The 24,553-nt window shown below is 40.1% G+C and carries 26 protein-coding genes and 1 riboswitch; of the genes, 19 read left to right on the top strand and 7 right to left on the bottom strand.

The genetic code is table 11. The features are described from left to right. The first annotated feature begins 93 nt into the window (after positions 1–93). Entirely contained in the window at positions 94–1,644 is a 1,551-nt protein-coding gene (locus J5J05_RS04985) for a peptidoglycan DD-metalloendopeptidase family protein (RefSeq protein WP_208559568.1), read from the top strand. Positions 1,645–1,708: 64 nt separating this feature from the next. Here the strand turns inward: J5J05_RS04985 and J5J05_RS04990 are convergent, their stop codons facing one another. Both J5J05_RS04990 and J5J05_RS04995 read right to left on the bottom strand, forming a co-directional pair. Then, positions 1,709–2,176 (bottom strand): threonine/serine exporter family protein, encoded by a 468-nt coding sequence (locus J5J05_RS04990; protein WP_208559569.1) that lies wholly within the window; start codon positions 2,174–2,176, stop codon positions 1,709–1,711. A 45-nt stretch (positions 2,177–2,221) separates the two neighbouring features. Then, positions 2,222–2,980 carry a threonine/serine exporter family protein gene (locus tag J5J05_RS04995; protein ID WP_244244622.1) on the bottom strand — a complete coding sequence of 253 codons (759 nt, stop codon included), beginning with the start codon at positions 2,978–2,980 and terminating at the stop codon, positions 2,222–2,224. 292 nt (positions 2,981–3,272) lie between these two features. On the opposite strand from J5J05_RS04995, the gene J5J05_RS05000 reads away from it, so the two are divergent. Continuing rightward, positions 3,273–4,637: a D-serine ammonia-lyase gene (locus tag J5J05_RS05000; RefSeq protein WP_208559570.1), complete on the top strand. Its 1,365-nt coding sequence runs from the start codon at positions 3,273–3,275 to the stop codon at positions 4,635–4,637. 162 nt (positions 4,638–4,799) lie between these two features. On the opposite strand, the gene J5J05_RS05005 is transcribed toward J5J05_RS05000, so the two are convergent. Beyond that, the gene (locus J5J05_RS05005) at positions 4,800–5,054 is read right to left on the bottom strand and encodes a hypothetical protein (protein WP_208559571.1); all 255 of its coding nucleotides are present in this window, start codon (positions 5,052–5,054) and stop codon (positions 4,800–4,802) included. 358 nt (positions 5,055–5,412) lie between these two features. Here J5J05_RS05005 and J5J05_RS05010 point away from each other — a divergent pair, with 358 nt between their 5' ends. From J5J05_RS05010 to J5J05_RS05020, 3 genes are read left to right on the top strand one after another with little or no spacing between them, the layout of a single operon-like run. Further along, positions 5,413–6,075, top strand: a complete 663-nt coding sequence (locus J5J05_RS05010) for an undecaprenyl diphosphate synthase family protein (RefSeq protein ID WP_208559572.1) — start codon at positions 5,413–5,415, stop codon at positions 6,073–6,075. Between the two features lie 36 nt (positions 6,076–6,111). Further along, positions 6,112–6,654: a guanylate kinase gene (locus J5J05_RS05015; protein ID WP_208559573.1), complete on the top strand. Its 543-nt coding sequence runs from the start codon at positions 6,112–6,114 to the stop codon at positions 6,652–6,654. A 13-nt stretch (positions 6,655–6,667) separates the two neighbouring features. Next, positions 6,668–6,847, top strand: a complete 180-nt coding sequence (locus J5J05_RS05020; RefSeq protein ID WP_208559574.1) for a hypothetical protein — start codon at positions 6,668–6,670, stop codon at positions 6,845–6,847. 61 nt (positions 6,848–6,908) lie between these two features. Here J5J05_RS05020 and guaC read toward each other — a convergent pair whose 3' ends face one another. Continuing rightward, positions 6,909–7,943: a GMP reductase gene (guaC, locus tag J5J05_RS05025; RefSeq protein ID WP_208559575.1), complete on the bottom strand. Its 1,035-nt coding sequence runs from the start codon at positions 7,941–7,943 to the stop codon at positions 6,909–6,911. Between the two features lie 258 nt (positions 7,944–8,201). Here guaC and J5J05_RS05030 point away from each other — a divergent pair, with 258 nt between their 5' ends. Then, a complete protein-coding gene (locus tag J5J05_RS05030; RefSeq protein WP_208559576.1) occupies positions 8,202–8,909 on the top strand; it encodes a phosphatase PAP2 family protein in 708 nt (235 codons plus the stop codon). A 99-nt stretch (positions 8,910–9,008) separates the two neighbouring features. On the opposite strand, the gene J5J05_RS05035 is transcribed toward J5J05_RS05030, so the two are convergent. Then, positions 9,009–10,154: an NAD(P)/FAD-dependent oxidoreductase gene (locus tag J5J05_RS05035; RefSeq protein ID WP_208559577.1), complete on the bottom strand. Its 1,146-nt coding sequence runs from the start codon at positions 10,152–10,154 to the stop codon at positions 9,009–9,011. A 580-nt stretch (positions 10,155–10,734) separates the two neighbouring features. Between J5J05_RS05035 and trpX the strand changes: the two genes are divergently transcribed. From trpX to thiD, 6 genes are all read left to right on the top strand, one after another. Next, positions 10,735–11,778, top strand: a complete 1,044-nt coding sequence (trpX, locus tag J5J05_RS05040; RefSeq protein WP_208559578.1) for a tryptophan ABC transporter substrate-binding protein — start codon at positions 10,735–10,737, stop codon at positions 11,776–11,778. A 1-nt stretch (position 11,779) separates the two neighbouring features. After that, positions 11,780–12,661, top strand: coding sequence for an ABC transporter permease (locus J5J05_RS05045; protein ID WP_208559579.1), 882 nt, complete (start codon positions 11,780–11,782; stop codon positions 12,659–12,661). Further along, positions 12,658–13,440: an ABC transporter ATP-binding protein gene (locus J5J05_RS05050; RefSeq protein ID WP_208559580.1), complete on the top strand. Its 783-nt coding sequence runs from the start codon at positions 12,658–12,660 to the stop codon at positions 13,438–13,440. The genes J5J05_RS05045 and J5J05_RS05050 overlap by 4 nt, the downstream gene beginning before the upstream one ends. 29 nt (positions 13,441–13,469) lie before the next feature. Beyond that, positions 13,470–14,642 (top strand): tryptophan synthase subunit beta, encoded by a 1,173-nt coding sequence (trpB, locus tag J5J05_RS05055; RefSeq protein ID WP_208559581.1) that lies wholly within the window; start codon positions 13,470–13,472, stop codon positions 14,640–14,642. 92 nt (positions 14,643–14,734) lie between these two features. Continuing rightward, a complete protein-coding gene (locus J5J05_RS05060) occupies positions 14,735–15,973 on the top strand; it encodes a metal-dependent hydrolase family protein (RefSeq protein ID WP_208559582.1) in 1,239 nt (412 codons plus the stop codon). A 745-nt stretch (positions 15,974–16,718) separates the two neighbouring features. Further along, complete coding sequence (gene thiD / locus J5J05_RS05065) at positions 16,719–17,519, top strand: bifunctional hydroxymethylpyrimidine kinase/phosphomethylpyrimidine kinase (RefSeq protein WP_208559583.1); 801 nt, start codon at positions 16,719–16,721, stop codon at positions 17,517–17,519. Positions 17,520–17,891: 372 nt separating this feature from the next. Here the strand turns inward: thiD and J5J05_RS05070 are convergent, their stop codons facing one another. Beyond that, positions 17,892–18,407 carry a type 1 glutamine amidotransferase domain-containing protein gene (locus J5J05_RS05070; RefSeq protein WP_208559584.1) on the bottom strand — a complete coding sequence of 172 codons (516 nt, stop codon included), beginning with the start codon at positions 18,405–18,407 and terminating at the stop codon, positions 17,892–17,894. Positions 18,408–18,585: 178 nt separating this feature from the next. On the opposite strand from J5J05_RS05070, the gene mgsA reads away from it, so the two are divergent. Together mgsA and J5J05_RS05080 are read left to right on the top strand one after the other, a co-directional pair. Beyond that, positions 18,586–19,008, top strand: coding sequence for a methylglyoxal synthase (mgsA, locus tag J5J05_RS05075; protein WP_208559585.1), 423 nt, complete (start codon positions 18,586–18,588; stop codon positions 19,006–19,008). Positions 19,009–19,041: 33 nt separating this feature from the next. Continuing rightward, positions 19,042–19,254, top strand: coding sequence for a DUF6199 family natural product biosynthesis protein (locus J5J05_RS05080; protein WP_208559586.1), 213 nt, complete (start codon positions 19,042–19,044; stop codon positions 19,252–19,254). 160 nt (positions 19,255–19,414) lie between these two features. Here J5J05_RS05080 and J5J05_RS05085 read toward each other — a convergent pair whose 3' ends face one another. Then, positions 19,415–19,636: a DUF378 domain-containing protein gene (locus J5J05_RS05085; RefSeq protein WP_208559587.1), complete on the bottom strand. Its 222-nt coding sequence runs from the start codon at positions 19,634–19,636 to the stop codon at positions 19,415–19,417. Positions 19,637–19,891: 255 nt separating this feature from the next. On the opposite strand from J5J05_RS05085, the gene J5J05_RS05090 reads away from it, so the two are divergent. The 5 genes from J5J05_RS05090 (at position 19,892) to J5J05_RS05110 (ending at position 24,530) form a co-directional block, all read left to right on the top strand. Then, positions 19,892–21,559: a formate--tetrahydrofolate ligase gene (locus J5J05_RS05090; protein ID WP_208559588.1), complete on the top strand. Its 1,668-nt coding sequence runs from the start codon at positions 19,892–19,894 to the stop codon at positions 21,557–21,559. A gap of 18 nt (positions 21,560–21,577) precedes the next feature. Beyond that, positions 21,578–22,243, top strand: a complete 666-nt coding sequence (locus J5J05_RS05095) for a cyclodeaminase/cyclohydrolase family protein (protein WP_208559589.1) — start codon at positions 21,578–21,580, stop codon at positions 22,241–22,243. Beyond that, complete coding sequence (locus tag J5J05_RS05100; protein ID WP_208559590.1) at positions 22,244–23,104, top strand: bifunctional 5,10-methylenetetrahydrofolate dehydrogenase/5,10-methenyltetrahydrofolate cyclohydrolase; 861 nt, start codon at positions 22,244–22,246, stop codon at positions 23,102–23,104. Between the two features lie 13 nt (positions 23,105–23,117). Further along, positions 23,118–23,714: a 5-formyltetrahydrofolate cyclo-ligase gene (locus J5J05_RS05105; protein WP_208559591.1), complete on the top strand. Its 597-nt coding sequence runs from the start codon at positions 23,118–23,120 to the stop codon at positions 23,712–23,714. A gap of 24 nt (positions 23,715–23,738) precedes the next feature. Further along, positions 23,739–23,837: riboswitch (THF riboswitch) on the top strand. 120 nt (positions 23,838–23,957) lie between these two features. Beyond that, positions 23,958–24,530, top strand: coding sequence for a folate family ECF transporter S component (locus tag J5J05_RS05110; protein ID WP_208559592.1), 573 nt, complete (start codon positions 23,958–23,960; stop codon positions 24,528–24,530). Positions 24,531–24,553: the final 23 nt, after the last annotated feature.

Genomic DNA, 24,553 nt, shown 5'->3' on the forward strand with positions numbered 1-24,553 from the left:
GCACGAATTCGTTTCCAATCACTGGTGGACTCCTTTATACTTTAAACAAGTGGGACAACAGCGATTAGTTTCACACGAGTTGGGGGAGATTAATTGAAAAAAATAGTTATAAAAGCCTCAATTACTGCGCTCTTATTATCTAGTTTAAGTATGGTTTTTACGCAGACCGTTTCTGCAGAAACCGGATTAGATGAATTGCAGAAAGAAAAGGAAAGTATTGAAGAGCGTTCAAATGAGGTAGAAGGTACAATTGGGGAACAAGAAGAAACATTAAATGAATTAGACAGTCAACGAGCAGATTTAGAATCAGACATCCAAGGCTTGCAAATCAGTATAGGGGAATTGACAGCTGGGCTTGAGGAACAAAGTCTGCTGCTAGCAGATACAAACGTTCAAATCGAAACACTCCAAGATGATATCGTTACATTAAATCGAGCAATTGATAAAAGAAATGAGAAATTAAAGGTTCAAGCAAGAGCTACACAGACAGAATGGAATACTGGAAGTATAATCAATACGATTATTGCGGCAGATAATCTTTCAGAAGTCATTGGGCATCTGAATATTGTGAATCGACTTGTCTCTGCCAATCAAATGATTATGGCAGATCAGGTTAGAGATCAGCAAGCGGTCGTGAAAGCTGAAGCTCAAATGCAATTTGAAAAAGAAGCTGTTGTGGATTACCTTGAAGAAATGGAACAGACAAGAGCGACACTAGCTTCCCAACAAACGCAATTGGATGAACAGATTACCCAAGTCGTTGAATTGTATAACATGACTTCAGAAGAAAAAGAAGCTTTTGTACAAGAACAATATGCACTAGCGATTCAGTCGTCAGAAGTAGACGGCGCAATCGATAGTGAAAACGAACGTATTCTTGTGGAACAAAGATTGGAAGAAGAAAAACGGTTAGAAGAAGAACGTATTGCCGAGCAGTTATTAGCAGAAAAAGAAGCGGAAGCTGAACAACGAGCTGAGGCTGAAGCGCAAGCACGTAGAGAGCAAGAAGAAGCTGAACAAAAAGAAGCTTCAGTAGTAGCACAAGAAAAAGTAGTGGCTGCGAAACAATCTGAAGTACAAACAAGCAGTTCGCCAAAAACAGATACTAAAAAAGAGAACGATCATCAAGAGAATAAAAACGAAGATAAGCAAACATCGTCAAAACCAACGGTGAGACCTGCACCAAAACCTAAGCCAGAAGTGAAACCTGAACCAGTTATTGAAGAAGTTGTAGAGACACCAACACAACCTGTTTCTTCAACACCATTCATTCGTCCAGCCAATGGCTATGTATCTTCTCCGTTTGGTGTAAGAAAACACCCAGTTACAGGAAGACAAACGATGCACAATGGCATTGATATCGCAGGTAGTGGCGCGATTATTGCGGCAGCTAGTGGGACAGTAACCATTTCAAGTTATAGTTCAAGTTATGGTTACTATATCAAAATCAATCACGGAAATGGTTACGAAACGTTGTATGCACATTTGCAACCAAACTTGCTTGTTTCTTCTGGACAAACAGTTCAGCAAGGACAGCGAATTGGAACAATGGGCACGACAGGTGTATCAACAGGCGTCCATTTACATTTTGAAGTGCGTAAAAATGGTCAATTCACTAATCCCGCACCATATATTGGATTTTAAAGCAATCAAAAAGAGCCTATCTGCAGCCGAGTTCGCTGTAGGTAGGCTCTTCTTTTTTTAGGATTTAAGGTAAATAACGTTTCTCTCGTTTGCCCAATTTTCTAGAAGAAAGCACTTGGAGAAGTCCACTATTGACGGATAGTCCTAAGGCGATCGCACCAGAGACCAAAAAGGTTTCTGTTGCATACATAAAAGCCATATCAGAATGTCCTTCAATAAAAGCCCGCATCATATTATAAGCAGAGCCACCAGGGACAAGCGGGATAATACCAGGAATCGCAAATACGATCACGGGCATTCTGAAGTAACGAGCGAACCATTGACTGCAGTTAGCCACTAGAAAGGCTGCTGCACCAGCACCAACGAAGAAATCAAGGTCAAGCTGAAAAGAAAGATAATAATAGACGATCCAGCCAGTCGCACCTGCGAGACTGGAAGCTAAGATCGTTCTTTTGGGAACATTGTATAAAATACCAAAACCGACTGTTGCAATAAAAGCAGCAATAAAATAAGTTAAATATTGTACGAACATGAAACATTCTCCTTAACATTCGTGAATCTTGAGAAGTGAGAACCTTTAAAGAAAGGTCAACACCATCGCAATCCCAATTCCAATTGCACCGGCTGTAAGTAAAGCTTTTGCGACGACCGCTACACCTGCAAGTAAGTGTCCGGCCATTAAATCTCTGAAGCTATTCGTGATAGCCATACCAGGAACTAAGCACATAACACTCCCGATAATAATGGTATTCAAATCATTCCCAATGCCTAAAGAGGTAAAAAATACCGCGCATAAACCGATAAAAAATGAAGCAACCATCTCTGCGAAAAAGCTGACATTCGTCCAGCGATTGATAATATCAAACAATAAGTGACCTAAACCACCAGCGATAAAAGAAGGGAGCATATCTTCATAAGTACCTTCAAATAAAAGAGGAAAACAACCACAGGCAAAAGCGATGGCTAGATTTCGCTGCCACTGATTGAAATTACGTGGGGTCTGTTTGATTTCACTCAGTTTCTTTTTCACATCATCTGGAGATAGTAGCTGCTGGGTGAGTTGTCTCGATAAGTCGTTTACTTTAGATACTTTTTCAAGATTTGTTTGTCGATCAGTCATGCGTAATAGTTCCGTATGATCTTGTTTATCTTTGCCTTGTACAGTCAGAATCAAAGCGGTCGGCACGACGAATACATTAATGTAGACTAAGTCATAACTTTTAGCGATCCGATACAAAGTGTCTTCTACTCGATACGTCTCCGCACCATTTTCGAGCATCACTTGCCCGGCTTCGACGCAGACATCTAGGATATCTGCTACTGGATAACTTTCCAAACCTTTACCTTCTTTCCAATCATAATCAATAAGCCCAGTATAACGATTTCATAAGTGAAAATCGATAGAGAACAAAAAGAAATCTTAGGGTTCTTTATTGGAATAGCCTACACAAGTTAATTCTTAAGTATAAAGGGTGATTTACATAAGAATATTATTCATTATAAACACTTTTAATCAAAAACAAAGAATTGCTTTTGAAGAATAAAAAATATGCTACAATGGTTTTGATGTAGTAGGAGAACACGAGTAAGACTAGTAAAAAAATATGTAAAAGAAAGGGTTGAATCATATGGTAGAAGGACAGATAGGAGAATTTACAAAGCAAAGTCCTTTGATAAAAGAAATTTCTGCAGGGAAAGAAGTATTTTGGGAGAACCCTGCGTACTTAAAGGCGGAAGAAGCAAATAGGCACACAAAGTATTCGATGAAAGATATTGAAGATGTAGAAGCAAGATGGCAGCGATTTGCTGCGTATATTCAAGTAGCGTTTCCAGAAACGCAAAAGACGAACGGCATTATTGAATCGGAATTGATGGAAATTACTTCAATGAAAAACTGGCTGAACGAAGTAAATCAAGAAACGATTCAAGGTAAATTGTTGTTGAAAAGAGACGATCTATTACCGATTTCTGGAACGATCAAGGCTAGAGGTGCTATCTATGAAGTCTTGAAACATGCAGAAACGATCGCTTTAGAGCAAGGTATGCTGGCTAATATTGACGAAGATTATGCCATTTTTGCTAGTGAGTCATTTAAAGACTTTTTCTCAAATTACCACATTGCTGTTGGAACAACAGGTAATTTGGGTATTAGCGTCGGCACGATGGGCAGTAAATTAGGCTTCAATGTGACCGTTCATATGTCTGTAGAAGCCAAACAATGGAAAAAAGATTACTTACGTGCTAAAGGTGTCAAGGTCATCGAGCATGATACGAACTTTTCAAAAGCTGTTGAGCAAGGTAGAGAGGAATCGAATGCGAATCCTAATAGTTACTTTGTCGACGATGAGCACTCAGAAGAATTATTTTTAGGCTACACAGTGGGTGGCTACCGTATGAAGAAACAATTAGACAAGCAAGGGATCAAAGTGGATGAACAGCATCCTTTATTTGTTTACTTGCCTTGTGGCATCGGTGGATCACCAAGTGGGATAACTTTTGGCTTGAAACAAGCTTTCGGGGATAATGTTCACTGTATTTTTGCAGAGCCGACAAAGATGCCAAGTATGCTTGTGGGATTGGATTCTAAATTATATGATGAAATCTCAGTTGAGGAAATCGGACTTGGTGGGATTACAGTGGCGGATGGTTTAGCTGTACCGAGAACATCGGGATTAGTAGCGAAATTAATGCATAATTATTTTAGTGCCGGTTATAGCCTGAAAGATGAGGTTTTCCGTCAGCTACTGTTCAATCTTTACGATAAAGAAGCCATTTTCCTAGAACCAGCAGCAGTTGCCGGACTAGCTGGACCACATAGATTACTAGAATCAGAAGCGGGTAGACGATACCTTAAATCTCAAAAACTCACGGATAAGTTAGCACAAGCAACACATATTGCATGGGCGACAGGTGGGTCAATGGTTCCAGAAGAAAATAAACAAGCCTTTTTAGAAGAAGGAAAAGCAGTAAGTGAAAGAGTAGTCAACGCATAGTCAAGTGACTAAAAAAGCGCTCAGCCCATCAGGCGGAGCGCTTTTTTAATAGCATGATCAAGGATTCGGAGATACTTCGAAGGAAAAGGAATAATGGATTTATTGAAGACGAATCTAACGCAAACACCCCTCCCTTTATACAATTGAAGGGGTGCTATAAAATCAGGCTAGCTTGGAAGCAGCTTGTTTTTTCCGTTTAGTGTATTTTCTAAGCTTGATGAAATGATAAACGATGCGTCCGAGCGTCGTTGCAATGAAAATCCAGAGTGTTAGCATGTAGAACCGCTGAAAATTGATTTCAAGTGAGCTTTGGTACTCAATTCGGTATTGAATGAAGAGTGTCCATCCCCAGAAGAATGCGATAAATATATTGCTGAAAATATGGAATAGTCGTTTATTACGTTCGGTTTTAAACATTTCAACCCCTCCTCAATTGGCTGAACCAATCCTTGATTATTTTACTTACTTTAAGTACATAAATAGATTATAGCTTGAAAATAACGTTCTGTATACTATTAATTATCGAATGCAAATCTTGTAAGCTGAAAAGTTGTTATTTATATAAAAAGATAACGCTTTCTTAATTAATATTTTATCACTTTGTTATAGAAATGTAAAAGGTTGGTGTTTATATTTTCTAACTTTTGGTCAGGTAAAATAAAAAATATCCATGTTAGTTGATGAAGAGGGTTGAAAAGCTGTATTATAAGAGATAAGAACTATTTTGATCAAATTTACAAATTCGTAGTGGAATATAAGGAGACCTATAAATAGCATGAAAACATTTAAACGCATGCCGAAACATATCGGTGTCATTCCTGATGGGAATCGTCGATGGGCAGTTGGACAGGGATTACAGAAAACGGACGGCTATCCTCATGGGATTGGTCCGGGACTAGAATTATACGAAGCATGTCTTGAGTTGGGCGTAGAAGAGATGACTTTCTATGGGTTTACGATGGATAATGTGAAAAGACCTTCACTTCAAACAAAGGCCTTCCAAAAAGCTTGTGTTGACTCAGTGAATGAATTAAAGAAACGTGATGCAGATTTAATGGTATTAGGTAATACAGATTCTAAAGTCTTTCCAAAAGAACTACTTCCTTATGCGATGAAACGTACTCGATTTGGAGAGGGAAAAATGAAAGTGAATTTTCTCGTGAATTATGGTTGGAATTGGGATCTTGATTATGCTTTAAACAATGAGGGGATTGAAAATTCGAGCAACCTTATCGACCATATTGCGTCTAAAGATGTTTCCCGAATGGACATGGTTCTCCGTTGGGGTGGTCGTCGTCGTTTAAGTGGATTTTTACCGATTCAATCTGTCTATTCAGATATTTTTGTGATTGATGAATTTTGGCCGGATTATAAAAATCAGCATCTTTATGATGCATTAGATTGGTACCAGAAAACAGATGTTACATTAGGTGGATAAAGCCGAACTGCTGACGACATATTGGGGTGAGTATGTATGAAAGATAAGTGTATTATCGTATTAGTTGGACCGAGCGGTAGTGGAAAAACGACAGTGGGCGAAGCGCTTGTACGTAAAGGGATTCCTAAACTCGTAACGACTACGACGAGAGAGCCACGTTCTGGAGAGCAAGACGGTATTGATTATCATTTTAGAAAAGTCGATGAACTGAATCCGGATAATTTTGTCGAACAGACGGTATATAACAATCGTGTTTACGGTCTGACGAAGGCGGAAGTCAGTGATGCATTAGAAGTGCACGATATCGTCCACGTTTCTTTAGATCGCAACGGCGCTGTCGCAATGAAGAAAGCTTTTCCAGAAGAGACAGTTGTTGTTTTCATTCATATTTCAAAAACAGTTATGGCTGAGCGAATGCGCAAACGAGGAGATAGTGAAGAGAAAATTTATGAGCGAATTTGTCATAGTGATGATACCAACGAATTGACGCCTCCAAAAGAAACAGATATGATCGTCGAGAACATTACTGTAGAAAAAACAGTCGATCAGATTCTTTCGCATTTAAATCTAGTTGTTTAGGAGTGGGTTTTTCATGCCACAGACAGAATTTGATCCTAAAACGCTTGTCTGGTATCCATTGTTTTCTTTTGTCTTTTTTTTCGTTTTATATATCGTTTTTGATTTGCCTTATTGGATTTTTTTTATCGTTTTGTTTTTTGTTGTGTTGTACTATGGATTTTTTATTTATTTAGAAATCAAAAGAAAAGATTAATGCTATTTTAAACAAAGAAAAGCACCCGCGATTACTAGCCGCAGGTGCTTCGTTTATTTGATTATGGTTGGAAGTTTGATGAAGTAGCAAAGCTATCTGGAACATCGATTCCACTAGCGTTGTAGTTCTCGCCATTCATAATGGAATTTTTAACGATCACGTAGTCTACTTTGCGTAGAGATTCGATGTCATCTCCACCTGCATAAGAAATCGAAGACTGTAGATCTTGTTTCATTTCAAGCATGGTGTCTGCAATGTCACCTTTGTAAGGTGTTAGCATTTTTTTACCTTCAACGTTTTTACGTTCACCTTTTTGATGAGCTGATGCACTACCGAAATATTCTTTATAAGGACGGCCGTTAACTTCAACCATTTTACCAGGTGATTGGTCATGTCCAGCAAATAGCGAGCCGATCATTACCATTGTTGCACCAAAACGCATAGATTTAGCGATATCACCATGAGTACGAACACCACCATCAGCGATGATTGGTTTACGTGCAGCTTTAGAGCAATGTGAGACAGCTGCTAATTGCCATCCACCTGTACCAAAACCTGTTTTTAGTTTTGTTGTACAAACTTTACCAGGTCCAATACCGACTTTTGTCGCATCTGCTCCAGCATTTTCTAATTCACGTACAGCTTCTGGCGTACCAACGTTTCCGGCAATCAAGAAGGTTTCCGGTAAATGTTTTTTAACGTGTGTGATCATATCAATAACCATTTGAGAATGTCCGTGTGCAACATCGATCGTTGCATATTCTGGAACAAGGTTACGCTCAGCTAGTTCTTTTACGAAATCATACTCTTCATCTTTAACGCCTAAGCTGATAGAAGCATAAAGATCTTGTGCATGCATCTTTTCAATGAAGCCAGCTCTAGCTGCTTCGTCAAAGCGGTGCATCACGTAGAAATAACCATTTTTTGCAAGCCAGATTGACAATTCTTCGTCGACAACAGTTTGCATATTAGCTGGCACGACTGGAAGTGCAAAGCGACGTCCGCCAAGTTCTACGGATGTGTCACAGTCTGAACGACTGGAAACAATGGCTTTGGCAGGGATCAATTGAATATCTTCGTAATCAAATACTTTCATACAACAATAAACTCCTCTATAGTAGTTATACTTTCTAGTCCTTAACGCTTTTAAATCAAGCGCGAGAACAGAGGGGCGTAATTCAGATTCCCTTGACTACTTTACCTAATGCAAGAAAGGAAGTCAAAGGAGATTTTCGAAAATAATGAAAAATAATGATTACTTGCAAAAAAACAGACACTTTTAAAAGGTAAGCAAACAAAAAAGCTGTCATATGAACGATGAACATATAAAAATAGATTTACGGAGGAAACAATGATGTCAAATTCTTTAAAAAAAGTTAATCGGCACTTATGGAAGCCGAAGACAATGTTTTACCTAGGAATGATTATGATTATTCCGTTCTTATTGCTAGCAATAGCTGGATATTTCGAATGGGGTATCTTAGGTATGTTTGACGATTATGTAGGGAATGAAATCATTGATGAGCGCGAACCGATACTGACTAGTATCTTCAGAGGGATCACATTGTTTGGGAATGTATTGCCGCTAACACTTCTCGCCATTGCGACGAGCCTATTCATTTTGTTTAAGCTAAAAAACAAATGGCTTTCACTTTGGTATTTACTTACGGTAGCATTGGGTGCGGGTGTATTGAATCAAGTATTAAAGTATATGATTAGAAGAGATCGACCAAGTAGTGTAGAACATTTAATCATGCAAGATGGCTATTCTTTTCCAAGTGGTCACGCAATGGGGTCTATCATTTTGTATGGCGCAATGATCTTCTTGGTATTAAGGTTATCTGAGCACTTGTGGTTCCGTCTAATAGCATCGATTGGTCTAATGTGTTTGATTCTATTAATTGGTGTTAGTCGCATTTATTTAGGCGTACATTTTCCATCAGATATTGTTGGTGGTTATTCAGTGGGTATGATGTGGTTGACGTTTAGTATTGGTCTTTATGGCCTTTCGTTAACGAAGCGACCAGAGATTGAAAAAATCGAAAGACCTCAAAATCACTAATCGATTTATCCAAAACCAAAAAGATGAACCCAAATCTGGGTTCATCTTTTTTTTGCAAAATCTAGTTATCAGAAAGTAAAGTTCAGCAGATGGTCGACTCTATTTAGTCTGTTCATCTATTTTCTTGATATACTGCTCGATTGGGTAATCAACTAAGGGTAATTGTGTCACTTGATTCATCGCTAGCAACGCGAGTTCTTTACCAACGAGCGGTCCGGCAGTTAGTCCCGTAGAACCTAGTCCACTAGCGGCATAAACGTTGGGTAAGGACGGAACAGGTCCATAATAAGGTGAAAAATCAGAAGTATAAGCGCGCGTACCAGAACGATAATCCACAATTTTTGCCTCACGTAAAAATGTAGAAAATTGTGTAGTAGATTCATTTACCATAGAAGTTAGTAGATCTTGATCGATTTCTAGATCAAATCCTTGATCGTTTTCGTGAGTAGCACCAATGACGATGCGACCACCTTCAAATGGAATGATATCTGTTTCACCTTCTGGCATAATGACTGGCCATTGGGCAGTGGAAATATCAGATAAAGCTAGGATTGCCAATTGGCCTTTTTGTGGACGCAGATCCAATTCATAATCTAAGGGTTCTAGTAAAGTAGGTAACCAGGCAGCTACTGCTAAAACGACACAATCGAAGTCATCGGTTGATTGCGCAGTAACTACTGTTAATCTTTCGTTTTCGGGCTCGAGTTTCTCGACACGTTCTGGAACAAAGGTAGCGCCATGTTGGCTGGCTTTTTCTATGAGTAAATCGACGAGCGCTTTACCATCCACTTTGGCACCGCCACTTGCCCATAATGCGGATTGCTCACCCGTATAAATAGGGATTTTTTGTTTGATTTCTTCTGGAGATAAAATAGCAAGATCACCGATTTCAGGCGCTTCTTCACGTCTTTTTTGACCGATTTTGAGAAGCTCTTCTAAGTGCCGTTCTTTTGACTTGAATAATAAAGTACCGACTTTACTATAAACGGATTCAGGAATAGGGGCGCCATCCATTACTTCATTCAAGAAGTCAGGATAGAAGGCCGCACCTGCTTTCACCATACGATACCACTTCTGGTTTCTTCTTCTTGATAACCAAGGACTGATGATGCCAGCAGCAGCAGAAGTGCCTTGACCAGTTCCTTCATCAAAAATAGTTACTTCAACTGTTTCCTCTTTGCTTAAATAATAAGCTGCAGAAGCACCAACTACTCCTGCGCCGATGATTGCGATTTTCTTTTTCATTACATTAAAGGCTCCTTTTCTTTCTTTACGTAGTTAGTTTAACACTTTTAAAGATCAAGAGAATAAGGAAATCTAGAAAAGTCACATTAGTCAGTTGCACCGATCTGGGGAAACCACTTTTTTGTTGACAACGGTTTAGTTACACTGTATTATAAAAATCACATTAGAGATGACAAAGGAGAGAGACACTCATGAACTTCGATTCTAAGCAGACAGTACAATTGAATATGAACTGGCAAAGCTGGCGTAGATCGTTGTAGATATGAGTAGTCTCGTAGATACAACGTTTAGAACTCATTCTAAATTTTGTATCTATGCGGCTTATTTCTCGAGAAATTCTAGATAAGTAACCACGTAGATAGCGCGATATCTATGTGGTTTTGTTTGTAAAAAGGCAATTTCCACTACTGAATCAAGTGTGGAGATTGCCTTTTTTTATGGTTATCTAAAGAATATACTCTAACGCATAAAGTGATTGATTTAAGGAGTTGGTGCAGATGCTATCTGACTGGGACTGGAAAAGAAACAACTGACAAGATTATTAAATAGATATTAAACAGATAAGAGAGGAAGTAACACGATGAAAAGAAGAGGTATGCTCGTTACATTTGCCCTTATTTTTACAGTATTAATCATAGGATTCTTTTTTCCAAGTGAACAAACAACGAACCAAACAGCTTCAAGTAATGAGGGAAAATCAGCTGAAACAAATAAAAAGCAACTGACAGTCGGCTTATTACAAACGACTAGTCACCCATCACTAGATGAAATTCGTGAAGGCACGATTCAAGGCTTAGCTGAAAACGGCTATGTTGAAGGAGAAAACCTGACGATCAATTTCCAAAATGCACAAGGTGATCAAAATCTGATGAACACGATGGCAAGTTCTATCGTGAGTGAGGGTGCAGATATCGTAATCGGGATCGGCACACCCGCTAGCCAAGCATTAACAAATGTCACTAGTGACATTCCTGTGATCATGGCTGCTGTTTCAGATCCTATCGGTTCAGGACTGGTCACTTCTGAAGAGGAACCAGGTGGAAACGTAACAGGCGTTAAAAACCAAGCGCCAGTCGAAGATCAAATTGAATTGATGACAGCTATTCTTCCTGACGCACAAACGGTTGGGATGCTTTATAGTTCCGGTGAAGACAACGCCAGAGCAGAGGCAGCACGTGCGCAAGTAGCGATTGAAGATGCAGGATTAGACCTCAAAACCTACACTGTTTCGAACACAAATGAAATTCAACAAATGGTCGCAGCGATGTCTAAAGAAGTCGATGTGATCTACTTGCCGACAGATAATACGATCGCTAGTGCGTTCAACACGGTCGTCAGTGAAGCGGATCGCTATAACATGCCGCTGATTCCAACTGTTGACTTAATGATTGCACAAGGTGGATTGGCAACGATTGGTATTAGCCAAGTTCAATTAGGCGTTGAGTCTGGAAGAATGGCCGCTGAAGTATTAGACGGTAAAGATCCAGCTACTTTCCCCGTATATATCGTAGAAGGTGGAGAACAACTGATCAACGTAGAGAAAGCCGAAGCAATCGGTGTAACGATTCCAGAAGATGTTTTAGAAAACAGTAGAATTATCGAACCAGAAGAGGGAGGTCAATAAGATGATTATATCCGCTATCGCATCAGGATTTTTATGGGCAGTATTAGGAATAGGGTTATATCTAACGTACCGTATTTTGAAATTCCCGGATTTGACAACTGAAGGCTCATTTCCACTAGGCGCTGCTGTGGCCGTGACCGCAATCGTATCAGGCGTTCCGCCCATTCTATCCATCATTTTAGCAATATTGGCAGGCATGTGTGCGGGACTGGCGACAGGCTTATTGTATACAAAAGGAAAAGTACCCGTCATTTTAGCCGGTATCCTAGTTATGTCAGGACTACACTCAGTCAACCTCTTTATTATGAAACGCCCGAATTTAAGTTTACTGAACCAAAACAGGTTATTCGATTACTTCCAAGGCCTACCCAACTACTATAACGTTGTATTCGTTGGGATCATCGTACTTGTTGTGCTTATTGGTGCAATTCTTGCGTTCTTCTATACTAATCTCGGACAAGCGTTTATCGCAACCGGAGACAACGAAGATATGGCACGTTCATTGGGTATCCGGACAGATAACATGAAAATACTAGGACTCGTTATCTCAAACGGCGTTATCGCTCTAGCTGGTGCGCTAGTCGCGCAAAACAACGGATATGCAGACGTAAATGGAGGAGCTGGTGTCATCGTCATTGGTCTTGCATCTCTCATTATTGGTGAAGTAATGTTTAAGGACCTAAAACTTGGCGAGCGATTGTGCACGATCGTCATCGGGAGTGTCTTATACCAACTACTCTTGCTTTTCGTTATTCAACTCGGATTTGATACAACCTATATCCGTATCTTTAGCTCAACGATTCTAGCGATTTGTTTAATGATTCCACAAATCAGACGTAGCCTTAGATTAGGTACGCTGATTGGGAAAGGGGAAAAAGCATGAGTACATTATTGAAATTAACGGGTCTAACGAAAGTCATCACAAATCAGGCAGATGAAGATAATAGAATATTGGACGGTGTGGACTTCACCTTAAACGAAGGTGAATTTGTCACTGTGTTGGGTGGCAATGGTGCCGGTAAATCGACTTTATTCAATAGTATTACTGGTTCAATAGAAACAACGGATGGATCTGTCGTGCTAAAAGACAAAGATCTGACAAAATGGAAAGAAGAAAAACGAGCAGGATTGATTTCAAGAGTCTTTCAGGATCCAAAAATGGGAACAGCGCCACGAATGACCGTTGCTGAAAATTTATTGCTAGCTAAACTGCGTGGAGAAAGTAAAACACTAAAATCCAGAAGTTTGAAAAAGAATAAAGCGGCATTTGAAGAAATGTGTGCATCGATTGGGAATGGGTTAGAAAAACAAATCGATGCACCGGCAGGCCAGTTATCTGGTGGGCAGCGCCAATCGTTGAGTTTGCTGATGGCAACGTTGACGCGACCAGATCTGCTACTGCTAGATGAGCATACAGCCGCACTAGACCCTAAAACTTCTAAAAAATTGATGGAACTGACAGATCAGATTATAAAAGAAAAACAATTGACTTGTATGATGATTACGCATCAAATGGAAGATGCCTTAGTGTATGGTAATCGCTTAATCGTCATGAAAGATGGTAAGATAACCTTAGACTTAGATCAAAAGGCTAAAGAACAAATGACGATGAAGGATCTATTGCGATTATTTGAAGAAGAAAATCTGACAGAAGTTTTGTAAACAATCAATTAGAAGAGGGGTACGAAAGAATGGCAGTAAACGAAACAGGTTTTTTTGGAGAATTTGGTGGAAGCTTTGTTCCGCCAGCACTAAAGGAAGTCTTGAATCATTTAGCAAGTGAATTTGAACATTACAAAGATGACGCAGAATTCAACCGTGAATTCAAAGAAATCTTAAAAGAATACGTTGGAAGAGAAAATCCACTGACCTTCGCTTCAAGATTGACTGAAGCATTTGATGGACCAAAAATTTACTTGAAACGAGAAGATTTGAACCATACGGGCGCGCATAAAATCAATAATGTTATTGGTCAGATTTTACTCGCAAAACGCATGGGCGCTCACCGAATCATCGCAGAAACTGGCGCTGGCCAGCACGGTGTGGCGACGGCTACAGCCTGTGCCATGTTTGGTATGGATTGCACCATCTATATGGGCAAACTCGATACCGAAAGACAAGCGTTAAATGTCTTTCGGATGGAACTTCTCGGTGCCAAAGTCGTACCGGTCGAAAAGGGGCAAGGAAGACTAAAAGACGCAGTAGACGTCGCTTTAGCAGATCTTGTAGAAAATTATGAGAACACTTTTTACCTATTGGGCTCGGCTGTTGGGCCTCATCCATTTCCGTCTATTGTCAGACATTTCCAGTCTGTGATCAGTGAAGAATCTAAACGCCAAATCATTCAGCAAGATGGTAAGCTTCCAGCAGCGGTGATTGCAGTTGTTGGTGGTGGTAGTAATGCGATTGGTTCATTTGCGCATTATATTGAGGAAGAAGAGGTACGCTTGATTGGTGTAGAGCCAGAAGAAGCTGCCACGATGGCGCACGGAAAACCAGCCGAACTTCATGGGTTTAAAACGTTGGTCTTACAGGATGAAGCTGGCGAACCCGCACCAACTTATTCGATTGCTGCCGGGTTAGATTATCCAGGCGTTGGTCCTGAACACAGCTATTTGAAAGAAAGTGGACGTGCTGAATACTACACGGTTACTAAAGAAGAAGTGTTAGAAGCTTTCCAAATACTTTCTTCCAAAGAAGGTATTATACCCGCTTTGGAAAGTGCGCATGCAGTCGCACTTGCGAAGAAACTTGCGCCGGAATTCGATAAAGAAGATGCCATTATTTTGACGATTTCAGGTCGTGGAGATAAAGACGTTGCGCAAGCACATGACTTGTTGAAAGCAATGAAAGAGTTGAAATGATAAAATTTTCATCTTTTTTTCATCTTAATCTAGTAAATGTAAATCCCTTAGGTTAAAATAGAATTTATTCAATTGCTAAGGGGAGAGTTAAGATGACCAAAATGATGATTACAAATGGTTTACTGATTGATGGTAACGGGGGCGAACCGATCAAACAAGGTGCTGTCGTTGTTGACGGCAACCGCATCATCTTTGTAGGGGATGCCGGTGATTTTGATGGGACTGTTGACGAAACGATCGATGTTGATGGCGCGACGATTGCACCTGGTTTTATTGATACACATGTTCACCTCATGATGGAATATTCACCGGTTCAAACGAGACTAGAAACACCATTTTCCTACATGTTTTACCAAGCTATACAATATATGCGAAACACATTAGACGCAGGCATTACATCTGTTAGAGATGCATTAGGTACGGACCTAGGTGTAAAAAAAGCAGTAGAAGAAGGCATCGTAGAAGGGCCGAGAATGCAACTAAGTATCAACGCACTAACCATTACTGGTGGGCATGGTGATGGGTATACAACTTCCGGTCAAACCGTTGAATTGCTTCAAGCAGATTATCCCGGTATGCCAGATGGTAAAGCAGACGGTGTAGAAGCAGTCCGCAAAAAAACCAGAGAAATGCTAAGAGCTGGAGCGGAAGTCATTAAAGTCCATGCGACTGGTGGCGTCTTGAGCGCGACTGATCACCCAGAGTTCACACAGTTCTCACTAGAAGAATTAAATGTCATCGTCGAGGAAGCAGCATTCAGAAAAGGCGTCAGAGTGATGGCGCATGCACAGGGTGCTGAAGGAATCAAACAAGCTGTCAAAGCGGGTATCCACTCGATTGAACATGGTATTTTTCTAGACGATGAAGCTATTGAAATGATGAAGGAACAGGGCACTTTTTTAGTGCCAACATTGCTTGCACCAGTCGCTGTACTTGAATTGGCAGAAGCATCAGGCATGCCTGAATCTTCCGTACAAAAAGCGAGAGAAGCCATTGAAGCGCACAAACAAAGCTTTGCGGCTGCCTACAAAGCAGGCGTTAAAATTGCGATGGGCACCGATGCAGGTGTCATGCCGCACGGAACCAATTTGAGAGAACTAGCGCTCATGACTGAAGGTGGAATGACACCTATGGAAGCCATTGTCGCAACGACCAAGACCGCTGCGGAATGTCTCGGTTGGGAAAGCGATTTAGGAACGCTTGAAACCGGAAAGTTAGCAGACCTAGTTGTCATCAAAGGGAATCCGTTAGACGATATTGCGCGTTTATCAAATGTAGAAACCATCCAACTCGTCATCAAAGATGGAAAGATTGTCAAAAATCAATTATAGTAAAAAAAAAACAGCCATTCATGGCTGTTTTTTATTTATAGTTGGTTTTTGAGAAATTGGTTTAAAGGAGCGATCTCATCTTATAACATTCGTGACGTCATGAAAACAAATCTTAAAATGATTCCTGCAGATAAAAGTACGCATTACTCGTAAAACATAGAGACAGAACAGCTAGATAATAAATAAAAAAAACCACCTACAGCTGTAGGTGGTTAAAAAGGAGATGGTTGGCTACTTGGAGGAGTAGCCAACCGGAAAAAATAAGTTGGTTATTGTGGGTATGAACATAGTATAAATAATAAGTTTGAAGAAGCTATGATGAAGAGATGAAAAAACAAATCGAGTGAAGAAGAGCTACTTAGTTTTGCCAACTTTTAGACTAGTAATCCAGTAATCGACTTGATATAATGGAAATGTTCGTTTAAAAGAACTAGGGGAGCAGATACACCGATAGATTATCCGATGACTAAGTAAAATCGGAAAAGCCATTTGGTAGTTAGCGCTGAGAAAGGTAAGACCTGACCCTTAACCTGAACTAGGTAATGCTAGCGGAGGGAAGTGACCATGATACACTTAAAGATGCGGTTTCTGTATTCTTTTTGATGTGAGGCTGCACTCTTCTACTAAATGATAGAAGAGTTTTTTTGTTTCATCATATCGCAATAAAAAGGCAAGACTAATGTTCATGCATTAAAACGATGAGTATTACTCAACATGAAGTAATCATTAGAAAAGAGGGGCAAATATGAGACCAAAACAAGTACTGACCATAGCAGGAAGTGACAGTGGTGGCGGAGCAGGGATTCAAGCAGATTTAAAGACCTTTCAAGCCCGTGGCGTATTCGGAACATCGGTTATAACGGCTGTAACTGCACAAAATACGCTTGGTGTGAACAGTGTTCATCCTGTGCCACTCGAAATAGTGGAAGCACAACTAGAGGCTATTTTTGAAGATTTTGATATAGCGGCCATCAAAACAGGGATGCTTGTCGATCAGACCTATATGGAACTAGTCGCGAAAAATTTGGCAAAACATCCAACGATACCATTGATCATTGACCCAGTGATGATTGCTAAAGGCGGCCACCCACTTATGGCATCCAACGCAATCGAAACTATGAAAACGAAACTCGTTCCCCTAGCAGATATCATCACCCCAAATATTCCCGAGGCACAAGCGCTAACCGGAATAGAAATAACAGACAACAAAACCATGCTTGAAGCAGCGCGACTGTTAAAAAATCTGGGTAGTCGTGTTGTGATCATTAAAGGTGGTCACGCTTTAGAAGATCCTGAAGCAACTGACTTGGTATTGCTCGAATCGGGTGAAGACGTTTGGTTGTCGACTCCGCGTATCGATACGAAAAATACGCACGGTACTGGGTGTACCTACTCAGCTTGTATCACAGCAGAAATTGCTAAGGAACAAGATGATATGAAAGCCATTCAAACAGCTAAGGCCTATATCCAGGCAGCAATTGCTCAACCGCTAGAAAGTATTGGTCATGGACATGGTCCGACGAATCATTGGGCTTATCAGGATTAAATAAAGCAGACAAAAAATCCCATTAGGAAAGAGCGAAAATTCGCTAAATCCTAATGGGATTTTTTGTTAGGTTGAAATAGTCCAACCTTATTTGTTAATAAGACATATCTAGTCTTTATGTTTCTATAATAAAGCAGTGTATACAATTCAATCAGGGGAGAAAGAAAGTGTTGCTTCATATAGAATCAGTTTTCTTTTCAAAAGAACAGTCAAAGTGGGGGGCCACTTTATAAGGTTCAATATTAGGGGGAGAAAAGAAAAGTGTTTTAACTTTTAACACTAAAGATAGTTTAGCAATAAAACGGCTGTTTAACCTTAAAATCAGTTAAGGTTTTAGCTAAGAAAAATAATAATTTCCTCAGTTAACCGTAATTATTGTAAAGCATTTACCATAGCTTCGTTAAAAGCCGGTAAATCGTCTGGTGTACGACTTGAAATCAATCCAGAATCATCAATAACGACTTCTTTGTCATGGAAATTCGCGCCAGCATTTTTAAGATCAATGGCTACTTGAGATACAGACGTAATGTCTTTACCTTTAACAACTTCGGCATTGATCAATAATTGTGGACCATGGCAGATTGAAAAGATTGGTTTTTTATCTGCAGAGAAAGCACGTGTGAAATTCAAGAAACGCTCATCTTTGCGTAACTGGTCTGGTGAGAAGCCACCTGGAATCAATAGCGCATCGAAGTCTTCAGGTTTTACATCATCAATACTTCTATCAATCGTTACGGAAGCTTTTCCTTTTTTACCTTCAACCGTTTCGCCTGCTTCAAAACCGATGGTAACGACTTCGTGTCCTGCTTTTTCAAGTTCTTCTTTTGGTGAAGTAAATTCTACGTCTTCAAATAATTTCGTCATAACTGTTGCAACTTTTTTACCCATAATTAGTTATTCCTCCTATTGATTTGTAACTTCAGTGTATCTCGCGCTTTACGTTGGAGCAAATATAACGCTTATAACTTAGAATGAGTTCTGGGTATTATCTACCCAATAAGATATGTTATGATAAAACAGAGAGGCATATCATTGAAGCCAAACTAAAAAGAATGGAGTAATCGATATGAATATCGCACTGATTGCACACGATAAAAAGAAAGAAGATATGATCAAATTAGCAACTGCGTACAAATATATTCTAGAAAAACATACACTATACGCAACAGGTACGACAGGTACCAGAATTATTGAAGAAACAGGTTTAGATGTCCATCGTTTCAAGTCTGGCCCACTCGGTGGTGACCAGCAAATCGGTGCTTATATCTCTGATAACAAAATGGATCTTGTTATTTTTATTAGAGACCCGCTTACTTCCCAAGCACATGAACCAGATATCTCAGCTTTGTTACGCTTAAGTGATGTGTACGAGATTCCATTGGCAACAAATGTCGGTTCAGCTGAGATTCTGTTACGTGGTCTAGATGCCGATTTTTATCAGTGGAGAGATTTCTTCCGTGGAAAAGGACGAGAAGATTTACCTATTTAAAATAAATAACAGTAAGTAGAGAAAGGGTATTGAATGGTTTTATTAATCGTTATTGGATTTATACTAGCCGCTTATGGCGGTCTATCGTTGAAATTTCCTAAGCAACTTAAAAAGAGCCATCAAGAAACAAATCGTAAAGCAAATAAGTATTTTTCATGGTATGTCAGTATCTATGTATTAGGTGCAGTCGTCTCTTTGATCATTGGTATATTGTTGATGATCGCAGGCATCGTACTGTACAGTTAAGCAAAAAATAGAGTTGAATTCTATGAATAAACAAAAAAGCGAGTTATTATAGATAGCTATAATAACTCGACTTTTTCATTTTATAGTTGAAGTATATGGTTATTATCGAATGTGAAGGCACTTGTCTATATGTGAAAAACAAATACGATCAGATAAGACATTAACGGTCGCGCAAACGACTTCCACCTCTGGGAGTGAATGAGAAGTACTTGAAGCACCATAAAGCACTAAGACCGATAACGATATAAACGATACGAGTTCCCCATTCTTCTACGCTACCTAAAAAGAATTCTACAGTGTTAAAACCAATTAATCCGATTAGTAGTAAATGAATGCCACCTAATATCAGAATACCTAAAGCAACTCTATCTAATATTTTCAAGGTATATCCTCCTTTTATACGAGCTATTCCTATTTTACGAAATATCTGGAACAATGTCGATAAATAATTATTTAGAATGACACAATGTAACAGATTTCATTATCGTTCAAAAGGATTCCGATATTGAGGATTAAAGTTCGACTATTCATGTGTTATAATCGATGTACATAGAAAGATAACGAAGTTTAGACTAATTGACGAACGAATAATCCGATTTTTTTATTTTTATTCGTTTAAAAAACGGAGGGTTATAAAATGAAGACAGATATTGAAATTGCACAAGCCTCTACTCAGTTGCGAATAGATGAAATAGCAGAAAAAATAGGCATTCATACACAAGACCTTGAACATTACGGACCTTATAAAGCTAAAGTTACGTTGTCTGGGGAAAGTCTGGATAAAAAACCACAAGGGAAACTGATTTTAGTAACAGCAATCAACCCTACACCGGCAGGGGAAGGGAAGACGACGACATCGGTTGGTCTCGGAGACGCATTGCAGAAAATCGGCAAGAAGACAGCCATTGCACTGAGAGAACCTTCACTAGGGCCCGTATTTGGATTGAAAGGTGGCGCGGCAGGTGGTGGATACGCTCAAGTTATTCCAATGGAAGATTTAAATCTGCATTTTACCGGTGATATCCATGCGATCGGGGCAGCTAACAACTTAATAGCAGCAATGGTCGATAACCATATCTATCAAGGGAACGAACTTGATATTGATCCTCGTAGAGTGACTTGGAGAAGAGCTATCGATATGAACGATCGTCAATTACGCTCACTGATCAGTGGGATTGGGGCGCGTTCGAACGGTATGCCACGAGAAGATGGGTTTGATATCACAGTTGCATCAGAAATCATGGCTGTTCTCTGTTTATCTCGTTCGATTGATGAATTAAAAGAGAAATTAAAGAATTGTCTGGTGGGCTATACCTATGCTAATCATCCTGTTACTGTGGGTCAATTACGCGCTGAAGGCGCAGTTGCAGCTCTACTAAAAGATGCACTGAAGCCTAATTTAGTTCAAACACTTGAGCATACACCAGTATTCGTTCATGGGGGTCCCTTTGCTAACATTGCCCATGGTTGTAATAGTCTGCTAGCTACTAAGATGGCCATGGCGCATGCGGATTATGTCGTAACAGAAGCAGGATTCGGTGCAGACTTAGGTGCGGAAAAATTCCTTGATATCAAATGTCGTATGGGTGAAATCGAACCCGATGCCGTGGTGATCGTCGCGACGATTCGAGCACTGAAAATGCATGGTGGCGTATCGAAAGCCCAACTCGATCAAGAAAACACAGAAGCATTGAATAGAGGACTACCAAATTTATTGAAACACGTTGAAAATATCCAAGATGTTTTTGGGTTAAATGCCGTTGTAGCCATTAACACTTTTCCTCAAGATACAAAAGCAGAGCTTCAATTATTGAAAGAAGCCTGTGAAAAACAAGGCGTTAAAGTGGTTCAATCTGATGTATGGGCCAAAGGTGGTAATGGAGGAGTAGCACTCGCAAAACAAGTTGTCGAGGTCTGTGAGACACCCTCTAAATTGACATTTGCTTACGAACTAGAAGACACTATTGAAGATAAAGTAGAAAAAGTCGTACAAAAAGTTTACGGTGGATCTGGAACAGAATGGACCACTGTAGCAAAAAAAGCAGCAGAAAAACTAACAGCGTTGGGGTATGGTGCGCTACCTGTTTGTATGGCCAAGACACAGTATTCCCTGTCGGACCAAGCGGATAAGTTAGGTAGACCGAGCGATTTTAGTGTAAATATTCGAGAGTTATCGATTTCTGCCGGAGCAGGGTTTATTGTTGTCTTAACAGGTAATATTATGCGGATGCCAGGATTACCGAAGAAGCCAGCAGCTGAGCAAGTTGATATCACATCAGAAGGTAAGATCACAGGATTATTCTAAGAGAGAAGGACAGGTTACATGACAGAACAATCGATCGCTGAATATTTAAAAGAACTACAGTCTAAAGATGGACTGCCTGGAGGCGGTAGTGCGACAGCGCTGATAGGTGCAATGAGTGCGGCTTTGATACACATGGTCTCTGAAATCCAGAGTAACAAGAAATTGGAAAGTGAATTCAAAGAAAGAGTCCAAACGATTTTAATGGAAGCAGCAGAGGTTCAAGCCTATTTTGAACAATTAAAAGATGAAGATGCCCATGCATTCGAGCCCGTTTCAAAAGCTTATGCAATGCCGAAAGAGACAGAAGAACAAAAGTCTGAGCGCCAACAAGCGATAGAAACTGGGCTGCATAGTGCTGTTCAACCACCACTGAAAATGATGAAAACAACACTGAAATTGATTGAGCTTTATGAAAAACTGTCAACCTTATCGATTCGCGGATCAATCGTGAATGACATTTCAGTAGGGGTGCTTTTTGCAAGAACAGCCTTACAGTCTTCTCATCTCAATGTACTTGTAAATACGAATTTCATGAAAGATGAAACAACCAAAAAAGAGTTGGAAGGGCTAAGTAATGCATATCTTGTCCAAGGAGAAGGCAAAGCAGATCAGTTGTATGCAGACTCGAAATATTACTTGGTACATAAAAAATGGCCATCAGTAGAGACAAGGAGTGTGCAGTAGTTGGTAAAAATATTAGAGGGTAAGCCAGTAGCAGAAAAAATCAGCCAGCAAGCGAAACAAGTAGTCGATGAACTGAAACGAGTAGAGTGTCGTCCGACACTGGCGATTGTTAGAATTGGGGAAGATGCGTCGTCTATTTCATACGAAACGGCAGCCGTAAAAACAATGAATCAAATTGGGATTGACGTGACTTCTGTCTTTTTTCCAGAAGATACGACGTCAGCGGATATCTTTGCAGAAATTGACCGTTTAAACGAAGATGATCAGACACACGGCATATTGGTAATGCAGCCTTTGCCCGAAGGAATTTCTCGAAATGATATTGCGAAAAGAATTGATCCTGAAAAAGATATTGATGGCTTGACGCCTGATAACTTAGGTAAGCTAGTAGAAAATGATCAATCTGGTTTATGGCCAAGTACACCCAAAGCTGTAATGGCATTGCTGGAGTACTACAAAGTAGAGTTAGTAGGTGCAGATGTCTGCGTAGTCGGAAGTAGCCCTGTTGTAGGGAAACCACTATCGATTTTACTGCTTAACGAAGAAGCGACTGTGGCTAACTGTCACGTTAAAACAAAAAATTTAGAACAGTATACACAACAAGCAGATATCGTGATCTCGGCAACGGGTGTCGCGCACTTGATCGGTCCAAATCATATTAAACAAGATGCAATCGTTGTGGATGTTGGTTACGGTCGCATCAATGGCAAGACTTGCGGAGATGTTCAATATGAAGCGGTCGCGGAAAAGGCGTCAGCGATAACACCTGTACCCGGTGGAATCGGGACAATCACTACAGCAATTCTAGCTGAGCAAGTTGTCAAAGCAGCCTGGGCACTAAAAGCGGAACATAAGCACTAAAGGGGGAGAGGATTTGGAGAAAGAAACGATTCGTGCACAAGTCATGAACACATTGAAATCCCTATCTTCAACGGAAAAACAGCTGATAGAACAAGCTTTTTACAAAACGCTCTTTGACTCGGAACACTGGAAAGAAGCGACGAGTATCGGTGTAACGCTATCAGGCGGATTAGAATGGGATACTGAACCGATTATCAAACAAGCTTGGTATGAAGGGAAAAAAGTAGCGGTCCCAAAGTCTATTCATGCCACACGAGCGCTTCACTTTTATGAGATCGACCAGTTCGCGCAAGTTAAAGCAGGATACTTTGGTATTCGTGAACCGTTAGTTCAAGAAACAACGAGGTGCGCAGTGGAGACGATTGATTTGATGATCGTTCCAGGTGTTGTGTTTACAAGAGAAGGGTACAGAATCGGATTTGGTGGCGGTTATTATGATCGATTATTAGCCGATTTCCCCAATACGACCCTATCACTTGTATGCTCCAGTCAACTTGTAGAGGAAATGCCAGTGGAGCCTCACGATATACCGGTTCAGTATTTAATCGTTGGAAAAACGATCAGTACAGGACAGAAACATGCTATAATAGAACCGATTCAACCAAAGTAAATACCTGCGTAAAGTTAGTATACGACAAGAGTAAGAGAGAAGCGTTAAGTGCTGAGTGGATGGGATGTCGCCCTCAGACGAAAAAACAGTTATGTTTTGCGATTTCTCTCTGCATCCGCTTTAAAGCTCTAACGGTTTTTTAGCGAGGACTCTTTAATGAACGGCTATCTGCGAGCAATCATAGATAGTAGTTGTATCCTATTCATGCGGTACAAAATTCAAATTAAAGGAGATCTTCGAATCATGCAAAATCAACAGCAATCGGCTTTTAGAAATAATGGGAAACCATCAAATTGGAATATAGGAACGAAGGGATTAGCAATCGTAGGTATTTTGATTGCCATGAACTTAGCACTCAGTAGGGTAGGCATTATGACTCCGATTGTTAGAATCACTTTTGCATTCTTACCGATTGCGCTCATTGGGTTATTGTTTGGGCCTGTTGTAGCAGGAATAGCCGCTGCTTTAGCGGATATTTTAGTATTTATGCTGGCAGGTGGGTCCGGTACACTTTTTCCAGGCTTCACACTTTCTGCGTTATTGACTGGGGTTGCTTATGGCTTATTTCTTCACAGAAAAGAGATCCGTTTGTGGCAAGTCATCGCTGTAGAGGTAGTCATTGCTGTCATTATCCATATTATCTTAAATACAGCTTGGTTAATGATTTTGACCGAGAATCCTTTGGCCGTTATTCTACCACCAAGATTGATTCAGAATGCAGTAACCATAGTTATTCGGGTCATGACGATCTGGTTCTTGGTAAACAATAAACAGCTAAGAAGCGTCTACAGAAAATTTTCAACAGCTAAAAAATAAACGGTAATCAGACCTGCTCTTTG

Source organism: Marinilactibacillus kalidii (assembly GCF_017599325.1).
Taxonomy (GTDB): domain Bacteria; phylum Bacillota; class Bacilli; order Lactobacillales; family Carnobacteriaceae_A; genus Marinilactibacillus; species Marinilactibacillus kalidii.

Coding starts and splice junctions, on each gene's coding strand:
- J5J05_RS04990 (WP_208559569.1), bottom strand. CDS start 2,176: ATGTTCGTACAATATTTAACTTATTTTATTGCTGCTTTTATTGCAACA.
- J5J05_RS05000 (WP_208559570.1), top strand. CDS start 3,273: ATGGTAGAAGGACAGATAGGAGAATTTACAAAGCAAAGTCCTTTGATA.
- J5J05_RS05005 (WP_208559571.1), bottom strand. CDS start 5,054: ATGTTTAAAACCGAACGTAATAAACGACTATTCCATATTTTCAGCAAT.
- J5J05_RS05010 (WP_208559572.1), top strand. CDS start 5,413: ATGAAAACATTTAAACGCATGCCGAAACATATCGGTGTCATTCCTGAT.
- J5J05_RS05015 (WP_208559573.1), top strand. CDS start 6,112: ATGAAAGATAAGTGTATTATCGTATTAGTTGGACCGAGCGGTAGTGGA.
- J5J05_RS05020 (WP_208559574.1), top strand. CDS start 6,668: ATGCCACAGACAGAATTTGATCCTAAAACGCTTGTCTGGTATCCATTG.
- guaC (WP_208559575.1), bottom strand. CDS start 7,943: ATGAAAGTATTTGATTACGAAGATATTCAATTGATCCCTGCCAAAGCC.
- J5J05_RS05030 (WP_208559576.1), top strand. CDS start 8,202: ATGTCAAATTCTTTAAAAAAAGTTAATCGGCACTTATGGAAGCCGAAG.
- J5J05_RS05035 (WP_208559577.1), bottom strand. CDS start 10,154: ATGAAAAAGAAAATCGCAATCATCGGCGCAGGAGTAGTTGGTGCTTCT.
- trpX (WP_208559578.1), top strand. CDS start 10,735: ATGAAAAGAAGAGGTATGCTCGTTACATTTGCCCTTATTTTTACAGTA.
- J5J05_RS05045 (WP_208559579.1), top strand. CDS start 11,780: ATGATTATATCCGCTATCGCATCAGGATTTTTATGGGCAGTATTAGGA.
- J5J05_RS05050 (WP_208559580.1), top strand. CDS start 12,658: ATGAGTACATTATTGAAATTAACGGGTCTAACGAAAGTCATCACAAAT.
- trpB (WP_208559581.1), top strand. CDS start 13,470: ATGGCAGTAAACGAAACAGGTTTTTTTGGAGAATTTGGTGGAAGCTTT.
- J5J05_RS05060 (WP_208559582.1), top strand. CDS start 14,735: ATGACCAAAATGATGATTACAAATGGTTTACTGATTGATGGTAACGGG.
- thiD (WP_208559583.1), top strand. CDS start 16,719: ATGAGACCAAAACAAGTACTGACCATAGCAGGAAGTGACAGTGGTGGC.
- J5J05_RS05070 (WP_208559584.1), bottom strand. CDS start 18,407: ATGGGTAAAAAAGTTGCAACAGTTATGACGAAATTATTTGAAGACGTA.
- mgsA (WP_208559585.1), top strand. CDS start 18,586: ATGAATATCGCACTGATTGCACACGATAAAAAGAAAGAAGATATGATC.
- J5J05_RS05080 (WP_208559586.1), top strand. CDS start 19,042: ATGGTTTTATTAATCGTTATTGGATTTATACTAGCCGCTTATGGCGGT.
- J5J05_RS05090 (WP_208559588.1), top strand. CDS start 19,892: ATGAAGACAGATATTGAAATTGCACAAGCCTCTACTCAGTTGCGAATA.
- J5J05_RS05095 (WP_208559589.1), top strand. CDS start 21,578: ATGACAGAACAATCGATCGCTGAATATTTAAAAGAACTACAGTCTAAA.
- J5J05_RS05110 (WP_208559592.1), top strand. CDS start 23,958: ATGCAAAATCAACAGCAATCGGCTTTTAGAAATAATGGGAAACCATCA.